Below are 22774 nucleotides of genomic sequence, written 5' to 3' on the forward strand. Positions count from 1 at the left end.
TCAGGTCTCGATCCCGGCACCATCCGCACCATGAACACCGCCGGCGCCTGTGACGCCGTGTCCGTCGGCGGCTCCCCGCCTGCCCCTAGAGGTCGTCGGGGTCGGCGCGGTCCAGCGCCGGCCGCAGCCCCGGAGCCGACTCGGTCAGCAGGTAGTCGGCGACCGCCGTGTCCGTGACCAGGCTGGTCACCAGCCCCGACCGCAGCACCGCGCCGATCGCGGAGGCCTTGCGCAGCCCGCCCGCGATGGCCACGACCTCGGGGATCCGCCGCAGCCGGTCCGCCTCGACGGTGATGCACCGCTCGCCGAGGTCCCGGCCGACGCGCCGCCCCTCGGCATCGAAGAGGTGGGCGGACATCTCGGCCGCGACACCCAGCGAGGCGTAGTGCGCCCGCTCCTCGTCCGTCAGCATGTCGTGGACGGTCGAGATGCCCGGCTCCCAGGAACCGATGGAGACGGCCGCGACCGTCACCTTGTCGAAGTAGTCGAAGGCGCGCGCGATCCCGGTCTGGCTGCGCAACGCGGCCGCCGTCGCCGGGTCGGGGAGCAGCATGGGCGCGTAGATCGGGTGCGCGTCGCCGCCCGACACCTGCGCGGCCCTGCGTACGGCCTCGACCGAACCGCGCTCCGCCGTCCCCGCGTCGTACACCCCGGTCAGCTGGACCACGGTGCACTGCGGCAGGCGGTGCAGGGAAGCGGCCATGTGGATGGTCGACCGGCCCCACGCGAGGCCCAGTACGTCGCCCTCGCTGACCAGTTCGCCCAGCAGGTCGGCGGCGACCGCGCCCAGGTTCTCCGGGTCCGGGGCGTCCTCGGTGGTGTCGGCGGGCGACTCCACCACGACGGCATGCCGGAGCCCGTACCGGGACCGGAGCGCGTCCGACCGCTCGGCGTCGAGCTCGGCCGGTACGCGGATCTCGATGCGCACGAGGTCGCGTTCGAGGGCGGTCTCCAGCACCCTGGCCACCTTGAAGCGGCTCACGCCGAACTCCTCGGCGATCTGGATCTTGGACTTGCCCTCCAGGTAGAAGCGGCGCGCCATGGCCGCCGCCTGCACCAGCTCCGCGGGTCCCATCCGCAGGGCTGACCGTCCCGCCGACATTGCAGACACCGCGCTCTCCTCACTGCTGTTCACACTCTCGTGTTCACACTCTCGACTCGTCGTTCATCCTGTCAGATCCGACGGCCGTTGATCAGCCTGGACAGCTCCCGTTCACCGAGCCGTCCATCAATGCTCGGCTCAGTGGTCGCAAGCCCACGGTGCCGCTGCGATCGCCGCACCCGCCTGGTCACGCAGCGTGCGGACGGCGGCTGCCGGATCGACCGCCCCGTAGACCGCGCTGCCCGCCACGAAGACGTCGGCGCCGGCCTCGGCGCAGCGCTCGATGGTCGAGGCCGACACTCCGCCGTCGACCTGCAGCCACAGCTCCAGGCCGTGCTTGGCGATCAGCTCACGGGTACGGCGGATCTTGGGAAGCATGATGTCGAGAAAGGGCTGGCCGCCGAAGCCGGGCTCGACCGTCATGATCAGGAGCATGTCGAGCTCGGGGAGGATGTCCTCGTACTGCTCGATCGGGGTCGCGGGCTTGAGGGCCATGGAGGCCCGCGCCCCCTTGGCCCGGATCTCCCGCGCGAGGCGCACGGGCGCCGCCGCGGCCTCGGCGTGGAAGGTGACCGAGCCCGCGCCCGCCTCCACGTACTGCGGAGCCCAGCGGTCCGGGTTCTCGATCATCAGGTGCAGGTCCAGCGGGATGTCCGTGGCCCGGCTCAAGGACTCCACGACCGGCATGCCGAGGGTGAGGTTCGGGACGAAATGGTTGTCCATGACGTCGACATGCAGCCAGTCGGCCCCCTCGGCGGCCTTCGCCTCCTCGGCGAGACGGGCGAAGTCGGCGGACAGGATGCTGGGATAAATCTGAGCGGCCATGCCCCCAAGCCTGCCATGCCTGCGGCCGGTTCCGGCCACGACCCCGCAAGTCAGGATCTACACAGTGACGCTAAAGGAATGGCGAAAGACCCTTAAGCTACCCTTACAGATCTACTTCGGCCCGAGCCGAAGGTGCCGCCAGGGGAGCGGCGGGGCGGAGGCGGAAGGCACGGCGGGGCGAGGGCGCGGCGGGGCGAGGGCGGGGTGGCGTGGGAAGCGGGAACTGCTCCCGCCCCCACATCACCGCCCCCACGTCACCGCCCCGCCTCACGCCCTGCGCCGGTGTCGCCCCCTACGCCGGAGGTGCTCCGCGCAGGTGGCGCAGGAGCCGTTCCAACGCCTCCCAGCTCTCGGCGGTCTCGGCGTCGCCCAGTGCGTAGTAGAAGCCCGGCCGGGCGCTGGGGCCCAGTTGCACCGGGCGTTCCTCCAGCGGTGTCCTGCTCGCGGTGCCCCGCCCTGCCTCCTGGACCTCCGCCGGGCCGAGTACGAAGGCGTACGGCAGCGGCGGGTGCTCGTAGTGGGGCGGGGCGCACAGGTCCCGGCGGGCTTCGCGGAGCCGGCAGAGCATGGTCGTGAGCCCGTACCGGGTCACCAGTTCCTCTGCCAGCCCCGGAAGGGCCGCAAACGGTATCTCCTCGCCCTGGCCGTAGCCCAGGGTGAGGGTGATGTCCTCCTCCACCCCCTCCGGGGTGCGGATCACGCGGAGTGTGGCGACGGCGGGCCGGTCCGGCGGGCCGACGACAACGGTCCAGGTGGAGCGTGGGGCCCGCTCGTAGGCCAGCTCGGTCAGCTGGCGCCGCGACCACTTCAGGCCTGCGGGCTCGGAGGCCCCCAGCCGGCCGGCGGGCCACCCGTCAGCGCCTGCCAGGCGGCTTCGAGCGCGCCGCCGAGGACGAGGTCCGCCGTGGGGCGGTGCAGGGTACGGAAGGAGACGCTGAGCTGACGCTCACCGGTGGGTCCGGCCGCGGACTCCGTGAAGGCTTCCGCCACCGGCGTCTCGCCGTTCTCGCCCCGGGCAGGGGCGAAGGCGTCGTCCTGTCAGGTGAGTACGGCGCCCGTGAGCCCGTCGTAGTAGCCGCACCGCTCGTCCTGCACCACCCCCAAGGCGTCCCCTCGGCGTCCTTGACGTCGCTCGCCTTGAAGCCGTACATGCCGGCCTTGTGGGAACCGTCGTCGACGACGAAGTGCGTGCCGCCCACCAGGGTGGTGATCTTGTTGGCAGCATCGCGCTCGACGCCCTGGAACGCCCACCCAGGTCACGCCGACCTCGCGGACGAGGCGCGCGTTCTCGTCGATCTTGCCCTGGTCCTGCTGCCAGTCCTCGTCATCCTAGTTGTCCGCGACGAACTTCTCCGCGTCGATGCGGAGTTGCTTCATCCTGTCCACCAGCGGACGGGCGCTCGACGCGAAACCCGTCAGCGCCCCGCTGACGGACTCCAGCTTCGTCGCGAAGGCATCCGCCTTGTCCCGCACGGGAATCGTCGAGTTGAGCAACTCCTCCTGCTCGGGGGCGTCATAGACCGGGTCCAGCACCTGGAAGGCGTTGTGCACGCCCCTGCCGGTGCCGCGGATGCCGGAGGCGGTCGTCTTGAGCGCGGCCGCGTGCGTCTCCAGGGTGTCCAGGTTGCCGGTGAAGGTCGGTATCTTCCCGATGTCGATCACTGCTTGGGACCCTTCAGCTCTTCCGCGGTCGGAGCCTTGGAGTACTCCTCCTGCTTGTTCTTCGCCATCTGCAGGTCGCCCTTGACGTACTCCTCGGTGGCCAGGCGCGCACCGGTGATGGACTTGCCCGTCCGGACGGGAAGGAACTTCAGGTCGTTTTCCGTTCGCTGCTGAAACTCAAGCAATGCCTGGGCCACAGGGCCGAACGCGCCCTCCTTGGGCAGCTCGGTCCCGCCCAGCACCATCGTGCCCGCCCACGTCGCGGCGTCGACCAGGCCGTCGCCGTACGACGTGAACTCTTCCTCGAACTTGCTGCCCGCTTCGGCGGTCTTGTTCAGTACGCCTTGTACGCCGGCCGGCTTGATGTCCCACGTAGACGCGTTGTCCCCCGTTCCTCACAACGCTTCTCTCCAGTGCCCCGACGTCGGCCGACGACATCGCCCCCACCCGCACAGGTGATCCACTTCTATCAACCGGGCATTGCTGTCTGCAAAGTGAATGAGGGTCATTCCGCCCTGTCGGCCATCCTCACGGAGTTGTGACCGAGCATGGAACGACCCCACGCCGATTCACGACCCCGACCGCCCGGGCAGCTCCCGCCACACTGCCGTTCTCCCGGTCCAACGCCTCGAAGAACCTCGCCTTCAAAGCCTCGAAATCCACGATCCCCGCAACTCCCTGAACTCCAGGGTGTTGCGGGGATCGATAGAACCCAAGGACGTCGTCGCGGGGGCGTCGGGCCGTACGGCGCGGGGCCGGGCGCGGCTACGCCGTGCGGCGCAGCAGGGCCAGGTACATCGCGTCCGTGCCGTGCAGGTGGGGCCACAGCTGGACGTCCGGGCCGTCGCCCAGGGCGGGGACGCCGGCCATGAAGGGCCGGGCGTCGATGAGTTCGGCGGACACCGGTGCGTTACCGGCGCCGCGGCCCTTGAGGACGTCGTCCACCACGACGCGGGTCTCCGCCAGGTGCGGCGAGCACGTCGCGTAACCGACGACCCCGCCGACCCGCACCGCCGTCAGCGCCTGCCGCAGCAGCCCGCGCTGGAGCGGCGCGAAGCCCTCCAGGTCCTCCGGGCGACGGCGCCAGCGGGCCTCCGGGCGGCGGCGCAGGGCGCCGAGGCCAGAGCACGGCACGTCCATCAGGACGCGGTCGAAGGAGCCGGGCAGCCACGCCGGCCGGGTGCCGTCCGCCGTGATGACCTGGTACGGGCCCGGGTTGCCCGCGAGGGCCCGCTCCACCAGCCGGGCCCGGTGCGGCTGCTTCTCCGAGGCCAGCAGGAACGCCCCGCGCTCGGCCGCGAGCGCGCCGAGCAGGGCCGCCTTGCCGCCCGGTCCGGCGCAGCCGTCGAGCCAGCGCTCGTCACGGCCCTCGACGGGGACGGCCGCGAGGGCCATCGCCACCAGCTGGCTGCCCTCGTCCTGGACGCCGGCGCGGCCCTCGCGCACCGCCTCCAGGGCGCCCGGCTCGCCGCCCTCGGCCATCCGGACGGCGTACGGCGACCAGCGGCCGGGGAGCGCCGACTCCTCGCCCACCGCCTCCAGCAGCTCCTGCGGGGTGGACCGGCCGGGACGCGCGACCAGGGTCACCTCGGGCCGCTCGTTGTCGGCCTCCAGCAGGTCCTCGATCCCGGCGCGCCCGCCGCCCAGCGCGTCCCACAGGGCGCTGACGACCCACCTGGGGTGCGAGTGGTAGACGGCGAGGTGCTCCTCGGCGTCCTCCTCGTACGGCGGCGCGACCCGCTCCAGCCAGCCGTCCAGGTCGTGCGCGGCGATCTTCCGCAGCACGGCGTTGACGAACTTGGCGCGTCCGTCGCCGAGCACCACCCGGGCCAGCTCCACGCTCGCCGAGACGGCCGCATGGGTGGGGATCCGGGTGCCCAGGAGCTGGTGGGCGCCGAGGGAGAGGACGTCCAGGACCGGCGGGTCCACCTCGCGCAGGGGGCGGTCGATGCAGGCCTTGATGACCGCGTCGTAGGTGCCCTGGCGGCGCAGCGTCCCGTAGACCAGCTCGGTGGCCAGTGCCGCGTCGCGCGCCTGGAACTTCTCGTCCTGGCGCGCCTTCCTGAGCAGCGGCGGCAGGACGAGGTTGGCGTAGGCGTCGCGTTCGTCCACGGCCCGCAGCACCTCGAAGGCCAGCATCCGGACGGGGTCCTTCTGGGGCCGGCGGTACGGCTTGGCCTGCTTGCCGCCCGCTCCTGCGGGGGCGGGCCTGCGGCGGGGCTGACGGGGCTGTTCGCTCACGTGAAAGGTGCTCCGGATGTACGAGTGCTACGAAATACTTCGAGGTGCTGCGGCCGCCGGGAGGGCGGGGGTGCGGTCCCGGCGTGTCGCGGGCGGGCGACACGGCCGCACTGCTCAGCCTACGTCGGCCCCGCCGAGCCGCTCGCCGGGGGCGATCCGCACCCCGCGCGCCCAGTCGGCGGCGCGCATCGGCTTCTTGCCCTGCGGCTGGACCCAGAGCAGCTCGACGGCGTGCGAGCCGGTGCCGACGTGGACGTTGTTCTTGGTCGCGGACAGCGCGCCCGGCTCCAGGTCGGTGCGGTCGGCGACCATGCCCAGCGAGATCAGCTTGAGCCGCTCCCCCCGGAAGACGGTCCACGCGCCCGGGGCCGGCGTGCAGCCGCGCACGACGCGGTCGGCGCGCATCGCGGGGGCCGTCCAGTCGATCCGGGCGTCCTCCACCGTGATCTTGGGTGCGAGGGAGATCCCGTCGACGGGCTGGGCGACGGCGCGCAGGGTGCCGTCCTCGATGCCGTCCATGGTGGCGGCGAGGAGTCCGGCACCGGCGAACGCGAGCCGCGTGAGCAGGTCGCCGCTGTTGTCGCTCGGCCGGATCTCCTCGGTGAGCACGCCGTAGACCGGGCCCGAGTCCAGGCCCTCCTCGATCTGGAAGGTGGAGGCGCCGGTGAGCTGGTCGCCCGCCATGATCGAGTGCTGGACGGGGGCGGCTCCGCGCCAGGAGGGCAGCAGGGAGAAGTGCAGGTTGACCCAGCCGTGGCGCGGGATGTCGAGGGCGCTCTTGGGGAGGATGGCCCCGTAGGCGACGACCGGGCAGCAGTCGGGGGCGATCTCGCGCAGCCGGGCCTGGAACTCGGGGTCGCGCGGCCGGGTGGGCTTGAGGACCTCGATGCCGGCCTCTTCGGCGCGTTCGGCGACCGGGCTGGCGACGAGCCGCCGGCCGCGGCCGGCCGGTGCGTCGGGCCGGGTGACGACGGCCGCGACCTCGTGCCGCCCGGAGGCGATCAGGGCGTCCAGGGCGGGTACGGCGACCTCGGGGGTGCCTGCGAAGACGAGCTTCACTGGGGGTCCTACCTCGCTATGTCGGCTGTCAGCAGCGCACCAGTCTATGGGGCGTCAGCCGGACGCCCCACTCGTGGTCCCGAGGGGGCGTGCGTACACGCGCGCGCCACTCGCATATGCCGACACGCCCCCACAGCGTGACCTGCACGGCGGGTGGCGCGTTGGTCAAGAGAGATTGACCGAAACGGGCCGCGTGCGAACGATGTCTGCGGCCCGGTCCGCCCTTCAGCACCGGTTCGAGAGGCTTCTTCATGGCCGACCACGCCACCCACGACGCCCAAGCCCGGGCCAGCCTGCACCTTCTGGTACGGGACATCGAGCGGGTTCGCCGGCAGGTGGATGCCCTGCGTACGCTCACCGCCCAGCTCGGGAACGTGTACCGCCCGCGTCGCTCGGGCCCCTCCACGGGCTTCGTCGTCTACGGCCGGGCGCCCGCGCCCACCGTCCGCCTCGCCCAGGAACTGCGCGACAGTGTGGAGACGCTGGTCACCGCCGCGGTGGACTTCGACCGCTCGCTCGGGTTCTCGTGGGACGCGGTCGGCTCGGCGCTCGGTGTCACCAAGCAGGCGGTGCACCGCCGCTACGGTGCCCGGCGGGCGCAGTCCACGGAGGCGGCGGAGCCGTCGGCCGAGGGGACGACCACTCGGACCCTCGGGCCGCTGCCCACCGTCCCGGCCGCCCGTTCGGTGCCGCCGCAGCCGGTGCGCGAGGAGGCCCAGGCCGCTGCCGCGGCCGGCGGTCCTGCCGGTCGCGGACTCGGGGAGGTTCCGCGCTCCCCGGCCTTCCCCGGGCCGCGCAACGGCTGACGCCGTCCCGCCGCCGGGACGCCGACCCCCGACGGCCGGCTCCGGGCCGCCCCGCGTACGACCGCCCCGGCCGGGACGCCCTCACGGGTCCCCGCCGGGGCTTCGGCGTTCGGGGCCACCGGGAGCAGCCGGGCGGCGTCAGCCGGTGTCAGCCGATGTCCGCCGGGTCGATCCGGACCCGCACCGCGTCCGCCGCGGGAACACCGCGGGCCAGGCGCGCCGCCTGCGCGGACTTCAGGGCTGCCGCGAGGGCGGCTCCGCTGCCCGGTGGGACCCGGACCAGGGCCCGCTCCCCCGGGGACGGCTCCCCGCGCCGTCCGGGCAGCGGCACCGGGCCGAGGATCTCGGCGTCGGGCGGCAGCCCGGCGCCGGCGAGGAAGGTCTCCACCGCTTCGCCCCGCCCCGCGACCGCCGCCATCCGGGAGACGGGCGGGAAGCCGAGCTGGGCCCGCTCCGCGAGCTCCCGTACGGCGTGGCCCACCGGGTCCCACCGGACGAGCGCCTGTACGGGGCGCAGGGTCGGCTCGGCGACCACCACGACCTGGCCGTCCGCGCGGACGAGGGAGGCGGCGGCGATCCAGCGCCGCAGGGCGTCCTCGCCGGCCCGCAGGTCGGGGCGGGTCAGCATGGCCCAGCCGTCGAGCAGCAGCGCGGCCGCGTACCCGGCGCCCGCCGCCATCGGTTCGGCGCCGGGGGTGCTCACGACGAGTGCGGGCCCGGCCGGCACCTCGTCGAGGACGTGGTCGCGGCCGGAGGTCCGCACGGGCACGGCGGGGAAGGCCCGGCCCAGTTCCTCGGCGGTACGCCGGGCGCCGACGACCTGGGCGCGCAGCCGGAAGGACCCGCATTCCTCACAGTGCCAGGACGGCTCGTCGCGGCCGCACCAGCCGCAGGTGAGGTCCCGTTCGTCGGGGGCCTCCAACGGTCCGGCGCAGACGGTGCAGCGGGCGGGTGTCCGGCAGCGCTCGCACGCCAGGCGTGGCACGTAGCCCCGGCGGGGCACCTGGACGAGGACGGGCCCGGTCCTCAGTCCCTCCCGTACGGTCTCCCACGCCAGGCTGGGCAGTCGGGCGGCGCGGGCCGCCTCGTCGCGGGCCAGCAGCTCGTCGCCGACGGTACGGATCCGGGGGGCGTGGGCCCGTACGGTCTCGCGGGCCGCCACGATCGGGCGGGCCCAGCCCGACTCGACGAGCTGGGCGGCTTCCACGGTGCAGCCGGTGCTGCCGGCGAGGAAGGCGCAGCCGTCGCTGACGGCGCGCAGCTCCAGCACCTCGCGGACGTGCGGGAAGGGGGCGCGGTCCTCGCTGTGGCCGGCGTCGCCGTCGTCCCAGATCGCGACCAGTCCGAGGTCACGGACGGGGGCGAACATCGTGGCACGGGTGCCGATGACGGCGCGGACGGAGCCCCGGTGGACCGCGAGCCACTGGCGGTAGCGTTTCTCGGGCCCGGACTCGGCGGTCAGCAGGGCATGCCGTCCCTCGCCGAGCAGGGTGGTCAGGGCGGCGTCCACCCGGCCGGCGGTCCGGCCGTCGGGGAGGACGGCGAGGGCGCCGCGCCCGGAGGCGAGGGTGGCGGCCATGGCGCGGGCGAGTTCGTCGGCCCAGCCGGGGCCGGGCAGGGCGGTCCACACCGCGCGCGGTGTGCCGCCGGTGGCGAGGGCGCGCAGGAAGCCGGGGCCGGCTCCGTACCGCTCCCAGCCGCCGGGCTCGGGGGCGGCGGGCGGCGGCAGTGGCTGCGGGGAGGGCTTGGCCTCTGCACGGGCGTTGCGCGGGGGCAGGGCGAGCTGGAGCACGTCGGCGAGGCTGCCGGCGTAGCGGTCGGCGACGGCGCGGGCGAGGGCGAGCATACGGGGGCTGAGCACGACCTCGGGCGAGACCACCTGGGCGAGGGCGGCGAGGGCGCCGTTGTAGTCGGACTCGGCGCGGCGTTCGACGATGAAGCCGTCGATGAGGCCGCCGCCCTCGCGTCGGCCTCCGTGGACCTGGTGGGAGCCCGCGCCGAAGCGGACGCGGACGCGGACACCGGGCCGGGCGGCTTCGGAGAGCTCGGCGGGCACGGCGTAGTCGAAGGTGCGGTCGAGGTGGAGCACGCCCTTGTTCACCAGGACGCGGGCGACGGGCAGTTCCTCGGCCAGGGCGGCTCCCCGCCAGGTACGCGGCTTCGCCTTGGGCGCCTTGGCCTTCGCCTCGGCGACCATCTCCCGGATCAGTGCGAGCTGCTCCGGCGGGGAATCGTTCGCGCTGCTCACATCAGCATTCTTACCAAATCGCTCTGACATGCGGGCCCACGCGACAAGGCCCCGGACCTGGGTCCGGGGCCTTGTCGCGGGTGGTCCTGCGTGGTGCCTACAGACCGGCGGCGGCGCGCAGCGCCTCGACGCGGTCGGTGCGCTCCCAGGTGAAGTCCGGCAGCTCGCGGCCGAAGTGGCCGTAGGCGGCGGTCTGGGCGTAGATCGGGCGCAGCAGGTCCAGGTCGCGGATGATCGCGGCCGGGCGCAGGTCGAAGACCTCACCGATCGCGTCCTCGATCTTCTGGACCTCGACCTTGGCGGTGCCGAAGGTCTCGACGAAGAGTCCGACGGGCTCGGCCTTGCCGATGGCGTACGCGACCTGGACCTCGCAGCGCGAGGCGAGGCCGGCGGCGACCACGTTCTTGGCGACCCAGCGCATCGCGTAGGCGGCGGAGCGGTCGACCTTGGACGGGTCCTTGCCGGAGAAGGCGCCGCCACCGTGGCGGGCCATGCCGCCGTAGGTGTCGATGATGATCTTGCGGCCGGTGAGGCCGGCGTCGCCCATCGGGCCGCCGATCTCGAAGCGACCGGTCGGGTTGACGAGGAGGCGGTAGCCCTCGGTGTCGAGCTTGATGCCGTCCTCGACGAGCTGGGCCAGGACGTGCTCGACGACGAACTCGCGGATGTCGGGTGCGAGCAGCGAGTCGAGGTCGATGTCGGAGGCGTGCTGCGAGGAGACCACGACGGTGTCGAGGCGGACGGCCTTGTCGCCGTCGTACTCGATGGTGACCTGGGTCTTGCCGTCGGGGCGCAGGTACGGGATGGTGCCGTTCTTGCGGACCTCGGACAGGCGGCGCGAGAGCCGGTGCGCGATGTGGATCGGCAGCGGCATCAGCTCGGGGGTCTCGTCGCAGGCGTAGCCGAACATCAGGCCCTGGTCGCCGGCACCCTGCTTGTCGAGCTCGTCCTCGTCGCCCTCGACCCGCTTCTCGTAGGCGGTGTCGACGCCCTGCGCGATGTCCGGGGACTGTGCGCCGATGGACACCGACACGCCGCAGGAGGCGCCGTCGAAGCCCTTCTTCGAGGAGTCGTAGCCGATCTCGAGGATCTTCTCCCGGACGAGCTGCGCGATCGGCGCGTAGGCCTTCGTCGTCACCTCACCCGCGATGTGCACGAGACCCGTGGTGATGAGGGTCTCCACGGCGACGCGCGAGGTCGGGTCCTCGGTGAGGAGTGCGTCGAGGATCGTGTCGCTGATCTGGTCAGCGATCTTGTCGGGGTGGCCCTCGGTGACGGACTCCGAGGTGAACAGACGACGGGACACAACGCTCCCTGGGGTTGCAGCGGCTGCTGGCTGATCATTTGGCGGAACCACATCGGGGGCTGCGCCCGATCACGTTCCGGGTGCAGTTTATCGGTCGCCACCGTTGCCCGGACCATCCGTCTCGCCTTGTGGGAGCCGTGTGACCTGCGGCACTGACATTCTTGCGCACGGAGGTGACCGAGTGAAGGGGAATCGGCTCAGGCGCGTCGCTGTGTGAACCGCCGCGTAACCTGGTCCCAAATCACTTCGGCGAGGGCTTCCTTGGGACCGTAGGGCACCGGGATTTCCGACCCGTCGGAGGCCAGGATGATCGCCTCGTTCTCCTCCGATCCAAAGGTGCGCGTCTCGCCGACCTCGTTCACGACGAGAAGATCACATCCCTTGCGGCGCAGCTTGGCACGGCCGTTGGCGAGCACGTCGTCGGTCTCGGCCGCGAAGCCGACGACCACCTGGCCCTCCCGCGCCCGGTCGGCGCAGACCTCGGCGAGGACGTCCGGGTTGCGCACGAGGGCCACCGGGGCGGGGTCCTCCCCGTCCTTCTTCTTGATCTTGCCACCGGCGTACTCGGCCGGCCGGAAGTCGGCCACGGCCGCGGCCATGACCACGGCGTCGGCGTCCCCCGCGGCCTTGAGCACGGCCTCCCGCAGCTGTACGGCCGTCCCCACGCGTACGACGTCCACCCCGGCGGGGTCGGCCAGGGCGGTGTTGGCCGCCACCAGGGTGACCCGGGCCCCGCGGGCGACGGCGGTGCGGGCGAGCGCGTAGCCCTGCTTGCCGGAGGAGCGGTTGCCGAGGAAGCGCACCGGGTCGAGCGGCTCGCGGGTGCCGCCGGCGCTGATCACGACGTGGCGGCCGGTCAGGTCCGGCTCGGCCACCCCGCGGCGCAGGACCTGCCGGCACACCTCGAAGATCTCCTCGGGGTCGGGCAGCCGCCCCTTGCCGGTGTCCTTGCCGGTCAGCCGGCCCACGGCGGGCTCGATGACGAGGGCCCCGCGGCGGCGCAGGGTGGCCACGTTCTCCCGGGTGGCGGGGTGCTCCCACATCTCGGTGTGCATAGCGGGGGCGAAGACCACCGGACAGCGGGCGGTGAGCAGTGTGTTCGTGAGCAGGTCGTCGGCGAGCCCGTGGGCGGCCTTGGCCAGCATGTCCGCGGTGGCGGGGGCGACGACGACGAGGTCGGCGCCCTGGCCGATGCGCACGTGGGGCACCTCGTGGACGGTCTCCCACACCTCGGTGGAGGCCGGGTTCCCGGACAGGGCGGCCCAGGTGGCCTCGCCGACGAAGTTCAGGGAGGCCGCCGTGGGCACCACCCGCACGTCGTGCCCGGACTCGGTCAGCCGGCGCAGCAGCTCGCAGGCCTTGTAGGCGGCGATCCCGCCGCTGACGCCCAGCACGACCTTCGGCTTACCCATCCGCGCACACCCCTTTTGACACTCTCGACTCGTCCGACGCGTTCGGCTCTGATCGTCGTACCCACCCATGACACACCACAGGCCCGGCAGATGTTCTGCCGGGCCTGTGGTGAAGGAATCTCTGGGGCCTTACTGGGCCGGGGCCTCGATGGCCTCGGAGGTCAGCAGACCCGCGTTGATCTCGCGCAGCGCGATCGAAAGCGGCTTCTCGTGGACGTGGGTGTCCACCAGCGGGCCGACGTACTCGAGCAGGCCCTCACCGAGCTGCGAGTAGTACGCGTTGATCTGACGCGCGCGCTTGGCCGCGTAGATCACGAGGCTGTACTTCGAGTCCGTGGCCTCGAGCAGCTCGTCGATCGGCGGGTTGATGATGCCCTCGGGCGCGGTGATGGAAGAGGACACGCTCTACCTTCCGAAGATGGATGAAAGTTTGGGCCGTCCGGGTCGGGTGATCTCGGTGAAGATCGATCGACGATTCAGACAACTTCCATCAAGGCTAGCAGCTCACGTGCCACGTCCTCGACGGAGGTGTTGACCAGGGTCACGTCGAACTCCGACTCGGCAGCGAGTTCGATCTTGGCGGCGGCGAGCCGGCGCTCGATCACCTCGGCCGATTCGGTGCCCCGGCCGGTGAGCCGGCGGACCAGCTCCTCCCAGCTCGGCGGGGCCAGGAAGACCAGCTGGGCCTCGGGCATCGACTCGCGGACGAGCCGTGCGCCCTGGAGGTCGATCTCCAGCAGCACGGGTTCGCCGTTCTCCAGGCGCTCCTGCACCGCGCCGCGCGGTGTGCCGTAGCGGTTGCCCGCGAACTCGGCCCACTCCAGCAGCTCGCCGTTGGCGATCAGCTTGTCGAACTCGTCGTCGTTGACGAAGAAGTACTGGACTCCGTGTCGCTCACCGGGCCGCGGCTTGCGGGTGGTGGCCGACACCGAGAGCCATACCTCGGGGTGAACCTTGCGCATATGCGCGACGACCGTGCTCTTGCCGACCCCTGAGGGGCCGGAGAGCACGGTCAGCCGCGGACGAACCTCTGCTGCCATAGAGCGATTATCCAGGTTCCCAGGACTGCCTGAGAACACCGGGAGAACGCCAGGCGACGCCTCAGGCGCCGGTGCTGCCGAACTCGCGCTCCAGAGAGGCGATCTGGTTGGAGCCGAGACCTCGGACACGCCGGGACTCGGAGATGCCGAGACGCTCCATGATCTGCTTGGCGCGCACCTTGCCCACGCCAGGCAGGGACTCCAGCAGGGCGGAGACCTTCATCTTGCCGATGACGTCGTTCTCCTGGCCCGTCTTGATGACCTCTTGGAGCGAGGCGCCGGAGTGCTTGAGTCGATTCTTCACCTCGGCCCGCTCCCGGCGAGCCGCGGCGGCCTTTTCGAGCGCGGCTGCGCGCTGTTCAGGGGTAAGGGGCGGAAGAGCCACGCCTACGTCACCTCGGATGTCGAACTGTCGGATACGGACCGGTGGGGAACCCAAGGGCACCACACCAGGCGAGCTCCCGAACAGCGATGGAACTCGTTCGCTGCGCGTTCACTCTGCTCGGAGACTAGCGGCCAACACCGCTCCAGTCAGCGAGAACGAACGAAAAGTCCTGGTCAGCCTCCGCTGAACCGGACATCAGAGACAAAATACCCCTGTTTTGTCCGATGAAGAGCGTTCGAATTTCGTCAGAAAGTGCGAGACCCCGCTCCGCGCGGAGGCGGAGCGGGGTGCCACGAGGGGATCCGGGAGGTCCGGGCGGGCATTTCCCTACGCGGAAACGGCCTCGCGGACCTCGTCGGCGAAGCGCCGCGCCGAGTCGCGCAGGGCGTTCGCGTCCGGGCCGTGCTTCAGGACACCGCGCGAGACGTTCGGGACCACGTTGCGCACGGCCTTGCCGAAGACCGTCGGCAGGTCCGCCGCGGTCGCGCCCTGCGCGCCGATCCCGGGGGCCAGCAGCGGCCCGTTGATGTCCAGGTCGAAGGAGGACAGGTCGCCCAGGGTGGCGCCGACCACCGCGCCGAAGGATCCCATCGGGGTGGCGTCCGCGTTCTCGGCGGCCAGGTGCGCCAGCATCGTGGCCCCGATGGTGCGGCCGTCGTCGCGGACCGCCCGCTGGACCTCCGCGCCCTCCGGGTTCGACGTCAGGGCCAGGACGAACAGGCCCGCGCCCGACTCCCGGGCCAGGTCGACGGCCGGCCCCAGGGAGCCGTAGCCCAGGTAGGGGGACACCGTCAGCGCGTCCGAGAACAGCGGGGAGGCCGGGTCCAGGAAGGCCGAGGCGTACGCGGCCATGGTCGAGCCGATGTCGCCGCGCTTGGCGTCCATGACCACCAGGGTCCCGGCGGCGCGGGCGTCCGCGACGGTCCGCTCCAGGACGGCGACGCCCTTCGAGCCGAACCGCTCGAAGAAGGCGGCCTGCGGCTTGAAGACCGCCACCGACTCCGCGAGGGCCTCCACGACCGTGCGGGAGAAGCGCTCCAGGCCCGCGATGTCGTCCTCCAGTCCCCACTGCGCCAGCAGGGCGGCATGCGGGTCGATGCCCACGCACAGCGGGCCTCGGGAGTCCATCGCGGCGCGCAGGCGGGCGCCGAAGGGGGGCAGGGTCACTGTGCGGCCTTTCGGGTCTCGGCGCCCACGGCATCGGCGAGCGTCGCGTACGGGCTGGCGGCCAGGCGCGCGGCCAGGCCCTTGTGGATGGCGCGGGCGTAGAACGGGCCCTCGTAGATGAAGGCGCTGTAGCCCTGGATCAGCGTGGCGCCGGCCAGGATCCGCTGCCAGGCGTCCTCGGCGTTCTCGATGCCGCCGACCCCCACCAGCACCAGGCGGTCGCCCACGCGGGCGTACAGACGGCGCAGGACCTCCAGGGAGCGCTCCTTGACGGGTGCGCCGGAGAGCCCGCCGGTCTCCTTGACCAGGGACGGGGAGGACTTCAGGCCGAGGCCGTCGCGCGCGATGGTGGTGTTCGTGGCGATGATGCCGTCCAGGCCGAGCTCCAGGGCCAGGTCGGCGACGGCGTCGACGTCCTCGTCCGCGAGGTCGGGGGCGATCTTGACCAGCAGGGGGACGCGGCGGTCGGTGACGGCGCGGTCCGCGGCCTCGCGGACGGCCGTCAGCAGGGGGCGCAGCGACTCGGTGGCCTGGAGGTTGCGCAGGCCGGGCGTGTTGGGCGAGGAGACGTTGACGACGAGGTAGTCGGCGTGGCGGGCGAGGCGCTCGGTGGAGGTGACGTAGTCCCCCACGGCCTCCTCCTCGGGCACGACCTTCGTCTTGCCGATGTTGACGCCCACGACGGTCCTGCCGCGCCTTCGGCCGAGGGCGGCCTCACGGGCCGCCAGCCGGTCCGCGACGGCCGCCGAGCCCTCGTTGTTGAAGCCCATGCGGTTGATCAGGGCCCGGTCCGGAACCAGCCGGAACAGCCGCTTCCTGGGGTTGCCGGGCTGCGCCTCGGCGGTGACCGTGCCGACCTCGATGTGGTCGAAGCCGAGCATCGACATGCCGTCGATGGCGACGGCGTTCTTGTCGAAGCCGGCCGCGAGCCCGAAGGGGCCGTGCATGCGCAGGCCGAGGGCCTCGGTGCGCAGTTCCTCGTAGCGCGGGGCCAGCGCGGCCGCCACGAACGTGCGCAGCACGGGGGTGCGGGCCGCGAGGCGGATCCACCGGAAGGCCATGTAGTGGGCGGCTTCCGGGTCCATCCGCTTGAAGACCAGGTTGAAGAAGATCTTGTACATCGTCGAGAGGATCCCTCTGCGCTCGTGAAGAGGGGGACACCCGTCGTGAAAACCGGTGTCCCCCTCCCCCATTCCGGGCTGTACGGGTGTCAGTCGCGGGCCGCGGTCAGGTGCTCCGCGTGCTCCTGGAGGGAGCGGACGCCCACATCGCCGCGGCCCAGCGCGTCGATGCCCTGGACGGCCGCGGCGAGCGCCTGGACCGTGGTCAGGCACGGGACGCCGCGCGCCACCGCGGCCGTGCGGATCTCGTAGCCGTCGAGGCGGCCGCCGGTGCCGTACGGGGTGTTGACGATCAGGTCGACCTGGCCGTCGTGGATCAGCTGGACGATGGTCTTCTCGCCGTTCGGGCCCTCGCCCTCGCTGAGCTTGCGCACGACGGTGACGTTGATGCCGTTGCGGCGCAGGACCTCGGCGGTGCCGGAGGTGGCCATCAGCTCGAAGCCGTGGGCGACGAGTTCGCGGGCCGGGAAGATCATCGAGCGCTTGTCGCGGTTGGCGACGGAGATGAAGGCGCGGCCCTTGGTGGGCAGCGGGCCGTAGGCGCCGGCCTGCGACTTGGCGTAGGCGGTGCCGAAGACGGCGTCGATGCCCATGACCTCGCCGGTGGAGCGCATCTCCGGGCCGAGGACGGTGTCCACGCCGCGGCCGTGGATGTCGCGGAAGCGCGACCACGGCATGACGGCCTCCTTGACGGAGATCGGCGCGTCGATCGGCAGGGTGCCGCCGTCGCCGGTCTTCGGGAGCAGGCCCTCCTCGCGCAGCTCGGCGATGGTGGCGCCGAGCGAGATGCGGGCGGCGGCCTTCGCGAGCGGGACGGCGGTGGCCTTCGAGGTGAAGGGGACGGTCCGGGAGGCGCGGGGGTTGGCCTCCAGGACGTAGAGGATGTCGCCCGCCATCGCGAACTGGATGTTGATCAGGCCACGGACGCCGACGCCCTTGGCGATGCCCTCGGTGGAGGCGCGCAGGCGCTTGATGTCGTAGCCGCCGAGGGTGATCGGGGGCAGGGCGCAGGCCGAGTCGCCGGAGTGGATGCCGGCCTCCTCGATGTGCTCCATGACGCCGCCGAGGTAGAGCTCGGTGCCGTCGTAGAGGGCGTCGACGTCGATCTCGATGGCGTCGTCGAGGAAGCGGTCGACCAGCACGGGGCGGGTCGGGGAGATCTCGGTGGACTCCGCGATGTACGACTCCAGGCGGGTCTCGTCGTAGACGATCTCCATGCCGCGGCCGCCGAGCACGTACGACGGGCGCACCAGGACCGGGTAGCCGATCTCGTCGGCGATGGCCTTGGCGCCCGCGAAGGTGGTGGCGGTGCCGTGCTTGGGGGCCGGCAGCCCGGCCTCGGCGAGGACCTGGCCGAAGGCGCCGCGGTCCTCGGCGGCGTGGATGGCCTCGGGCGAGGTGCCCACGACCGGCACGCCGTTGTCCTTGAGGGCCTGGGCCAGGCCCAGCGGGGTCTGGCCGCCGAGCTGGACGACGACGCCCGCGACGGGGCCGGCGAGGGACTCGGCGTGGACGATCTCCAGCACGTCTTCCAGCGTCAGCGGCTCGAAGTACAGGCGGTCGGAGGTGTCGTAGTCCGTCGAGACGGTCTCGGGGTTGCAGTTGACCATCACGGTCTCGTAGCCGGCGTCGCTGAGGGCGAAGGAGGCGTGGACGCAGGAGTAGTCGAACTCGATGCCCTGGCCGATGCGGTTCGGGCCGGAGCCCAGGATGATGACCGCGGGCTTGGTGCGCGGGGCGACCTCGGACTCCTCGTCGTAGGAGGAGTAGAAGTACGGGGTCTTGGCCGCGAACTCGGCGGCGCAGGTGTCGACCGTCTTGTAGACCGGGCGGACGCCGAGGGCGTGGCGGACCTCGCGGACGACGTCCTCACGCAGGCCGCGGATCTCGGCGATCTGGACGTCGGAGAAGCCGTGGCGCTTGGCCTCGGCGAGGAGCTCGGGCTCCAGCTTCTCGGCGCCGGCGAGCTCGTCGGCGATCTCCTTGATCAGGAAGAGCTGGTCGACGAACCAGGGGTCGATCTTCGTGGACGCGAAGACCTCTTCCTGGGTGGCGCCGGCGCGGATGGCCTGCATGACGGTGTTGATACGGCCGTCGGTGGGGCGGACCGCGGTGGCCAGCAGTTCGTCCTTGTCGCCGGGCTCGCCGACGAAGGTGAACTGCGAGCCCTTCTTCTCCAGGGAGCGCAGGGCCTTCTGGAGGGCCTCGGTGAAGTTGCGGCCGATGGCCATGGCCTCGCCGACCGACTTCATGGTGGTGGTGAGGGTGGCGTCGGCGACCGGGAACTTCTCGAAGGCGAAGCGCGGGGCCTTGACGACGACGTAGTCGAGGGTCGGCTCGAAGGAGGCCGGCGTCTTCTCGGTGATGTCGTTGGGGACCTCGTCGAGGGTGTAGCCGATGGCCAGCTTTGCGGCGATCTTGGCGATCGGGAAGCCGGTGGCCTTCGACGCGAGCGCCGAGGAGCGCGAGACGCGCGGGTTCATCTCGATGACGATGACGCGGCCGTCGACCGGGTCGATCGCGAACTGGATGTTGCAGCCGCCGGTGTCGACGCCGACCTCGCGGATGATCGCGATGCCGATGTCGCGCAGCCGCTGGTACTCGCGGTCGGTGAGCGTCATCGCGGGGGCGACGGTGATGGAGTCGCCGGTGTGGACGCCCATCGGGTCGAAGTTCTCGATGGAGCAGACGACGACCACGTTGTCGTGGCGATCGCGCATCAGCTCCAGCTCGTACTCCTTCCAGCCGAGGATGGACTCCTCCAGGAGCACCTCGGTGGTCGGGGAGAGCGTGAGGCCCTGGCCGGCGATGCGGCGCAGCTCGTCCTCGTCGTGGGCGAAGCCGGAACCGGCGCCGCCCATGGTGAAGGAGGGGCGGACGACGACGGGGTAGCCGCCGAGGGTCTCGACGCCCGCCAGGACGTCGTCCATCGAGTGGCAGATGACCGAGCGGGCGGACTCGCCATAGCCGATCTTGGCCTTGACGGCCTCGACGACGCCCTTGAAGAGGTCGCGGTCCTCGCCCTTGTTGATGGCCTCGACGTTGGCGCCGATGAGCTCGACGCCGTACTTCTCCAGCACCCCCTGCTCGTGCATGGAGATGGCGGTGTTGAGGGCCGTCTGGCCGCCGAGGGTCGGCAGCAGCGCGTCGGGGCGCTCCTTGGCGATGATCTTCTCGACGAACTCGGGGGTGATCGGCTCGACGTACGTGGCGTCGGCGATCTCCGGGTCGGTCATGATCGTCGCCGGGTTGGAGTTCACCAGGATGACGCGCAGGCCCTCGGCCTTGAGCACGCGGCAGGCCTGGGTGCCGGAGTAGTCGAACTCCGCGGCCTGGCCGATGACGATCGGGCCGGAGCCGATGACCAGGACGGACTGGATATCGGTGCGCTTAGGCACGCTCGGCCTCCATCAGGGATACGAAGCGGTCGAAGAGGTACGCGGCGTCGTGCGGGCCGGCGGCCGCTTCGGGGTGGTACTGGACGGAGAAGGCCGGCTGGTCGAGCAGCTGGAGGCCTTCCACGACGTTGTCGTTCAGGCAGACGTGGGAGACCTCGGCGCGGCCGTAGGGGGTCTCGGAGACCTGGTCGAGGGGCGCGTCCACGGCGAAGCCGTGGTTGTGCGCGGTGACCTCGACCTTGCCGGTGGTGCGGTCCTGGACCGGCTGGTTGATGCCGCGGTGGCCGTACTTCAGCTTGTAGGTGCCGAAGCCGAGGGCGCGTCCGAGGATCTGGTTGCCGAAGCAGATGCCGAAGAGCGGCGTCCGGCGCTCCAGGACGCCCCGCATGACGGCGACGGGGCCGTCGGCGGTGGCCGGGTCGCCCGGGCCGTTGGAGAAGAACACGCCGTCGGGGTTGACGGCGTAGACGTCCTCGACGGTGGCGGTGGCGGGCAGTACGTGGACCTCGATGCCGCGCTCGGCCATGCGGTGCGGGGTCATGCCCTTGATGCCGAGGTCGACGGCGGCGACGGTGAAGCGCTTCTCGCCGATCGCGGGGACGACGTACGTCTCCTTGGTGGCGACCTCGGCGGAGAGGTTCGCTCCCTTCATCTCGGGCTGCGAGCGGACCTTGGCCAGCAGGGCCTCGTCGCGGATGCCGGTCCAGGCCTCGCCGGAGAAGATGCCGACGCGCATGGCGCCGCGCTCGCGCAGGTGGCGGGTCAGGGCGCGGGTGTCGATGCCGGAGATGCCGACGACGCCCTGCCGGACGAGCTCCTCGTCCAGGGTGCGCCGGGAGCGCCAGTTGGAGGGGATGCGGGCGGGGTCGCGCACGACGTAGCCGGAGACCCAGATACGGGAGGACTCGGGGTCCTCGTCGTTGACGCCGGTGTTGCCGACGTGGGGGGCGGTCATCACGACGACCTGCCGGTGGTACGACGGGTCGGTGAGGGTCTCCTGGTAGCCGGTCATGCCGGTGGAGAACACGGCCTCGCCGAAGGTCTCCCCCACTGCACCGTAGGCGCGGCCGCGGAAGATGCGGCCGTCCTCCAGGACGAGTACGGCGGGAGCTTTGGCTGCTCCCCTGGTGGAGGTCGTCATCGTTCGGCGCCTTCCGTCGTGATGGATGTGTTCATGAGGTTGATCGCTTCGACCCATGCGGCGTGTTCGGCCGCGCGGTCGGAGCGGAATCCGGAGTCGATCAGCTTGTCGCCGTGCGCCCAGGTGACGACGAGCAGACCGCCCTCGGTGAGTACCTTGCCCGCGATTCCCTTGTCGAGGCGGGCGCCGCGCAGCTGCGCGGCGGGTACGAAGAAGTCGCCTGCACCCGGTCGGACCACGTCGAGGCCCGCGTCGGTGAGCGTGAGCTCGACCCGGCTGCGCACGCCCAGCCCGTGGGCGACGATCCGGTCGAGCCACTGTCCGGCGGTGGTGGACCCGTGGTACCGGCCGGTGAGTGCCAGCCGGTGCTCGGGGAGACCGTCGGGGGCGGCGGGGAGCTCGGGCAGATCGTTCTGCAGGGCTCCTCGCCATTTCCAGCCCTGCCGCATCAGCCAGTACACGAACGCGATGAAGACGACCAGTCCGATCACCCATGCGATGCGGGCGCCGACTTCGGTCACCTCCGCCGACTGTCGTTCGGCGGCCTCGGCGGCCAGTTGGATTACTGCAGGTGTCACGCCAGTGTCCCGTCCACGACCGTTGCCCGGCCCCGCAGGAAGGTGTGAGTGACGCGTCCCGGCAGCTCACGGCCCTCGTAAGGCGTGTTGCGGCTGCGGGAGGCGAAGTGCGCGGGGTCCACGACACCACGGTACGAGGTATCCACCAGGGTCAGGTTCGCGGGTTCACCTGCCGAGACGGGACGGCCGTGGTTGTCGAGACCGCCGATGCGGGCCGGGGCGAAGCTCATCCGCTCGGCGACGCCGGCCCAGTCGATCAGCCCGGTCTCCACCATCGTCTGCTGGACGACGGAGAGCGCGGTCTCCAGGCCGACCATGCCCATGGCGGCGGCGGCCCACTCGCAGTCCTTGTCCTCGTGCGGGTGCGGGGCGTGGTCGGTGGCGACGATGTCGATCGTGCCGTCGGCGAGCGCCTCGCGCAGGGCCATGACGTCGCGCTCGGTGCGCAGCGGCGGGTTGACCTTGTACACCGCGTTGTAGCTGCGGACGAGCTCGTCGGTGAGGAGCAGGTGGTGCGGGGTGACCTCGGCGGTGACGTCGATGCCGCGGGACTTGGCCCAGCGGACGATCTCGACGGAGCCGGCGGTGGAGAGGTGGCAGATGTGGACGCGGGAGCCGACGTGCTCGGCGAGGAGGACGTCGCGGGCGATGATCGACTCCTCGGCGACGGCGGGCCAGCCGCCCAGGCCGAGCTCGGCGGAGACGACGCCCTCGTTCATCTGGGCGCCCTCGGTGAGGCGGGGCTCCTGGGCGTGCTGGGCGACGACGCCGCCGAAGGCCTTCACGTACTCCAGGGCGCGGCGCATGATCACGGCGTCGTCGACGCACTTGCCGTCGTCGGAGAAGACGGTGACGCGGGCGGCGGACTCGTGCATGGCGCCCAGCTCGGAGAGCTGCTTGCCCTCCAGGCCGACGGTGACGGCGCCGATGGGCTGCACGTCGCAGTAGCCGGACTCCTTGCCCAGGCGCCAGACCTGCTCGACGACGCCGGCGGTGTCGGCGACGGGGAAGGTGTTCGCCATGGCGAAGACGGCGGTGTAGCCGCCGGAGGCGGCGGCGCGGGTGCCGGTCAGGACGGTCTCGGAGTCCTCGCGGCCGGGCTCGCGCAGGTGGGTGTGCAGGTCGACGAGGCCGGGGAGGAGGACCTGGCCGGCGGCCTCGATGACGGTCGCGCCCTCGGCCGAGAGGTTCTGGCCGACCTCCGCGATGGTCTCGCCGTCGATCAGGACGTCCTGCGCCTCGCCGCCGAGTACCTTCGCGCCACGGATAAGGATCTTGCTCAT

At 71.8% G+C, this 22774-nt stretch carries 19 protein-coding genes and 1 pseudogene; 1 reads left to right on the forward strand and 19 read right to left on the reverse strand.

Translation table 11 applies throughout. The annotated features are described in order from the left end of the window. Positions 1–85: 85 nt before the first annotated feature. The 7 genes and pseudogenes from ACIPXC_RS16595 to fmt form a co-directional block, all read right to left on the reverse strand. Complete coding sequence (locus ACIPXC_RS16595; RefSeq protein WP_401618071.1) at positions 86–1135, reverse strand: sugar-binding transcriptional regulator; 1050 nt, start codon at positions 1133–1135, stop codon at positions 86–88. A gap of 105 nt (positions 1136–1240) precedes the next feature. After that, positions 1241–1927, reverse strand: coding sequence for a ribulose-phosphate 3-epimerase (gene rpe, locus ACIPXC_RS16600; RefSeq protein WP_401618074.1), 687 nt, complete (start codon positions 1925–1927; stop codon positions 1241–1243). 292 nt (positions 1928–2219) lie between these two features. Then, positions 2220–2917 (reverse strand): annotated as a pseudogene (locus ACIPXC_RS16605) (DUF6177 family protein). A gap of 339 nt (positions 2918–3256) precedes the next feature. Further along, on the reverse strand, positions 3257–3589 hold the full coding sequence (locus ACIPXC_RS16610; RefSeq protein ID WP_401618077.1) for a hypothetical protein: 333 nt from the start codon (positions 3587–3589) through the stop codon (positions 3257–3259). Then, positions 3586–3954 (reverse strand): DUF6507 family protein, encoded by a 369-nt coding sequence (locus ACIPXC_RS16615; RefSeq protein ID WP_401618288.1) that lies wholly within the window; start codon positions 3952–3954, stop codon positions 3586–3588. Before ACIPXC_RS16615 ends, ACIPXC_RS16610 begins: the two co-directional genes overlap by 4 nt. A gap of 400 nt (positions 3955–4354) precedes the next feature. Then, positions 4355–5830 (reverse strand): RsmB/NOP family class I SAM-dependent RNA methyltransferase, encoded by a 1476-nt coding sequence (locus tag ACIPXC_RS16620; protein ID WP_401618079.1) that lies wholly within the window; start codon positions 5828–5830, stop codon positions 4355–4357. Between the two features lie 114 nt (positions 5831–5944). Then, positions 5945–6889 carry a methionyl-tRNA formyltransferase gene (fmt, locus tag ACIPXC_RS16625; RefSeq protein ID WP_401618082.1) on the reverse strand — a complete coding sequence of 315 codons (945 nt, stop codon included), beginning with the start codon at positions 6887–6889 and terminating at the stop codon, positions 5945–5947. 251 nt (positions 6890–7140) lie between these two features. Here fmt and ACIPXC_RS16630 point away from each other — a divergent pair, with 251 nt between their 5' ends. Beyond that, complete coding sequence (locus tag ACIPXC_RS16630) at positions 7141–7695, forward strand: hypothetical protein (RefSeq protein ID WP_401618085.1); 555 nt, start codon at positions 7141–7143, stop codon at positions 7693–7695. A gap of 148 nt (positions 7696–7843) precedes the next feature. Here ACIPXC_RS16630 and ACIPXC_RS16635 read toward each other — a convergent pair whose 3' ends face one another. From ACIPXC_RS16635 to ACIPXC_RS16690, 12 genes are all read right to left on the reverse strand, one after another. Next, on the reverse strand, positions 7844–9973 hold the full coding sequence (locus tag ACIPXC_RS16635; RefSeq protein ID WP_401618088.1) for a primosomal protein N': 2130 nt from the start codon (positions 9971–9973) through the stop codon (positions 7844–7846). 67 nt (positions 9974–10040) lie between these two features. Then, positions 10041–11249 (reverse strand): methionine adenosyltransferase, encoded by a 1209-nt coding sequence (metK, locus tag ACIPXC_RS16640; RefSeq protein ID WP_401618091.1) that lies wholly within the window; start codon positions 11247–11249, stop codon positions 10041–10043. Positions 11250–11446: 197 nt separating this feature from the next. After that, positions 11447–12661: a bifunctional phosphopantothenoylcysteine decarboxylase/phosphopantothenate--cysteine ligase CoaBC gene (coaBC, locus tag ACIPXC_RS16645; RefSeq protein ID WP_401618094.1), complete on the reverse strand. Its 1215-nt coding sequence runs from the start codon at positions 12659–12661 to the stop codon at positions 11447–11449. Between the two features lie 129 nt (positions 12662–12790). Further along, positions 12791–13063 carry a DNA-directed RNA polymerase subunit omega gene (gene rpoZ, locus ACIPXC_RS16650; RefSeq protein ID WP_004948662.1) on the reverse strand — a complete coding sequence of 91 codons (273 nt, stop codon included), beginning with the start codon at positions 13061–13063 and terminating at the stop codon, positions 12791–12793. Between the two features lie 74 nt (positions 13064–13137). Then, positions 13138–13701, reverse strand: a complete 564-nt coding sequence (gene gmk / locus ACIPXC_RS16655) for a guanylate kinase (RefSeq protein ID WP_386461703.1) — start codon at positions 13699–13701, stop codon at positions 13138–13140. A 61-nt stretch (positions 13702–13762) separates the two neighbouring features. Beyond that, entirely contained in the window at positions 13763–14086 is a 324-nt protein-coding gene (locus ACIPXC_RS16660) for an integration host factor (RefSeq protein ID WP_030008746.1), read from the reverse strand. A 327-nt stretch (positions 14087–14413) separates the two neighbouring features. Then, the gene (pyrF, locus tag ACIPXC_RS16665; RefSeq protein ID WP_401618098.1) at positions 14414–15253 is read right to left on the reverse strand and encodes an orotidine-5'-phosphate decarboxylase; all 840 of its coding nucleotides are present in this window, start codon (positions 15251–15253) and stop codon (positions 14414–14416) included. Continuing rightward, on the reverse strand, positions 15250–16374 hold the full coding sequence (locus ACIPXC_RS16670; protein ID WP_401618100.1) for a quinone-dependent dihydroorotate dehydrogenase: 1125 nt from the start codon (positions 16372–16374) through the stop codon (positions 15250–15252). Before ACIPXC_RS16670 ends, pyrF begins: the two co-directional genes overlap by 4 nt. Before the next feature lie 89 nt (positions 16375–16463). Next, positions 16464–19772, reverse strand: coding sequence for a carbamoyl-phosphate synthase large subunit (gene carB, locus ACIPXC_RS16675; RefSeq protein ID WP_401618103.1), 3309 nt, complete (start codon positions 19770–19772; stop codon positions 16464–16466). Continuing rightward, entirely contained in the window at positions 19765–20913 is a 1149-nt protein-coding gene (gene carA / locus ACIPXC_RS16680; protein WP_401618106.1) for a glutamine-hydrolyzing carbamoyl-phosphate synthase small subunit, read from the reverse strand. Before carA ends, carB begins: the two co-directional genes overlap by 8 nt. Further along, positions 20910–21491 (reverse strand): hypothetical protein, encoded by a 582-nt coding sequence (locus ACIPXC_RS16685; protein ID WP_392575875.1) that lies wholly within the window; start codon positions 21489–21491, stop codon positions 20910–20912. The genes carA and ACIPXC_RS16685 overlap by 4 nt, the downstream gene beginning before the upstream one ends. After that, a complete protein-coding gene (locus tag ACIPXC_RS16690) occupies positions 21488–22774 on the reverse strand; it encodes a dihydroorotase (protein ID WP_401618109.1) in 1287 nt (428 codons plus the stop codon). Before ACIPXC_RS16690 ends, ACIPXC_RS16685 begins: the two co-directional genes overlap by 4 nt.

It is taken from the genome of Streptomyces sp. NPDC090021, assembly GCF_044748225.1.
Taxonomy (GTDB): domain Bacteria; phylum Actinomycetota; class Actinomycetes; order Streptomycetales; family Streptomycetaceae; genus Streptomyces.

What these genes read in the sequence shown, in the direction of transcription:
- ACIPXC_RS16670 (WP_401618100.1), bottom strand. Translation starts at nt 16,374, where the DNA reads ATGTACAAGATCTTCTTCAACCTGGTCTTCAAGCGGATGGACCCGGAA.
- ACIPXC_RS16690 (WP_401618109.1), bottom strand. Translation starts at nt 22,774, where the DNA reads ATGAGCAAGATCCTTATCCGTGGCGCGAAGGTACTCGGCGGCGAGGCG.
- coaBC (WP_401618094.1), bottom strand. Translation starts at nt 12,661, where the DNA reads ATGGGTAAGCCGAAGGTCGTGCTGGGCGTCAGCGGCGGGATCGCCGCC.
- ACIPXC_RS16630 (WP_401618085.1), top strand. Translation starts at nt 7,141, where the DNA reads ATGGCCGACCACGCCACCCACGACGCCCAAGCCCGGGCCAGCCTGCAC.
- ACIPXC_RS16635 (WP_401618088.1), bottom strand. Translation starts at nt 9,973, where the DNA reads ATGTCAGAGCGATTTGGTAAGAATGCTGATGTGAGCAGCGCGAACGAT.
- rpe (WP_401618074.1), bottom strand. Translation starts at nt 1,927, where the DNA reads ATGGCCGCTCAGATTTATCCCAGCATCCTGTCCGCCGACTTCGCCCGT.
- gmk (WP_386461703.1), bottom strand. Translation starts at nt 13,701, where the DNA reads ATGGCAGCAGAGGTTCGTCCGCGGCTGACCGTGCTCTCCGGCCCCTCA.
- carA (WP_401618106.1), bottom strand. Translation starts at nt 20,913, where the DNA reads ATGACGACCTCCACCAGGGGAGCAGCCAAAGCTCCCGCCGTACTCGTC.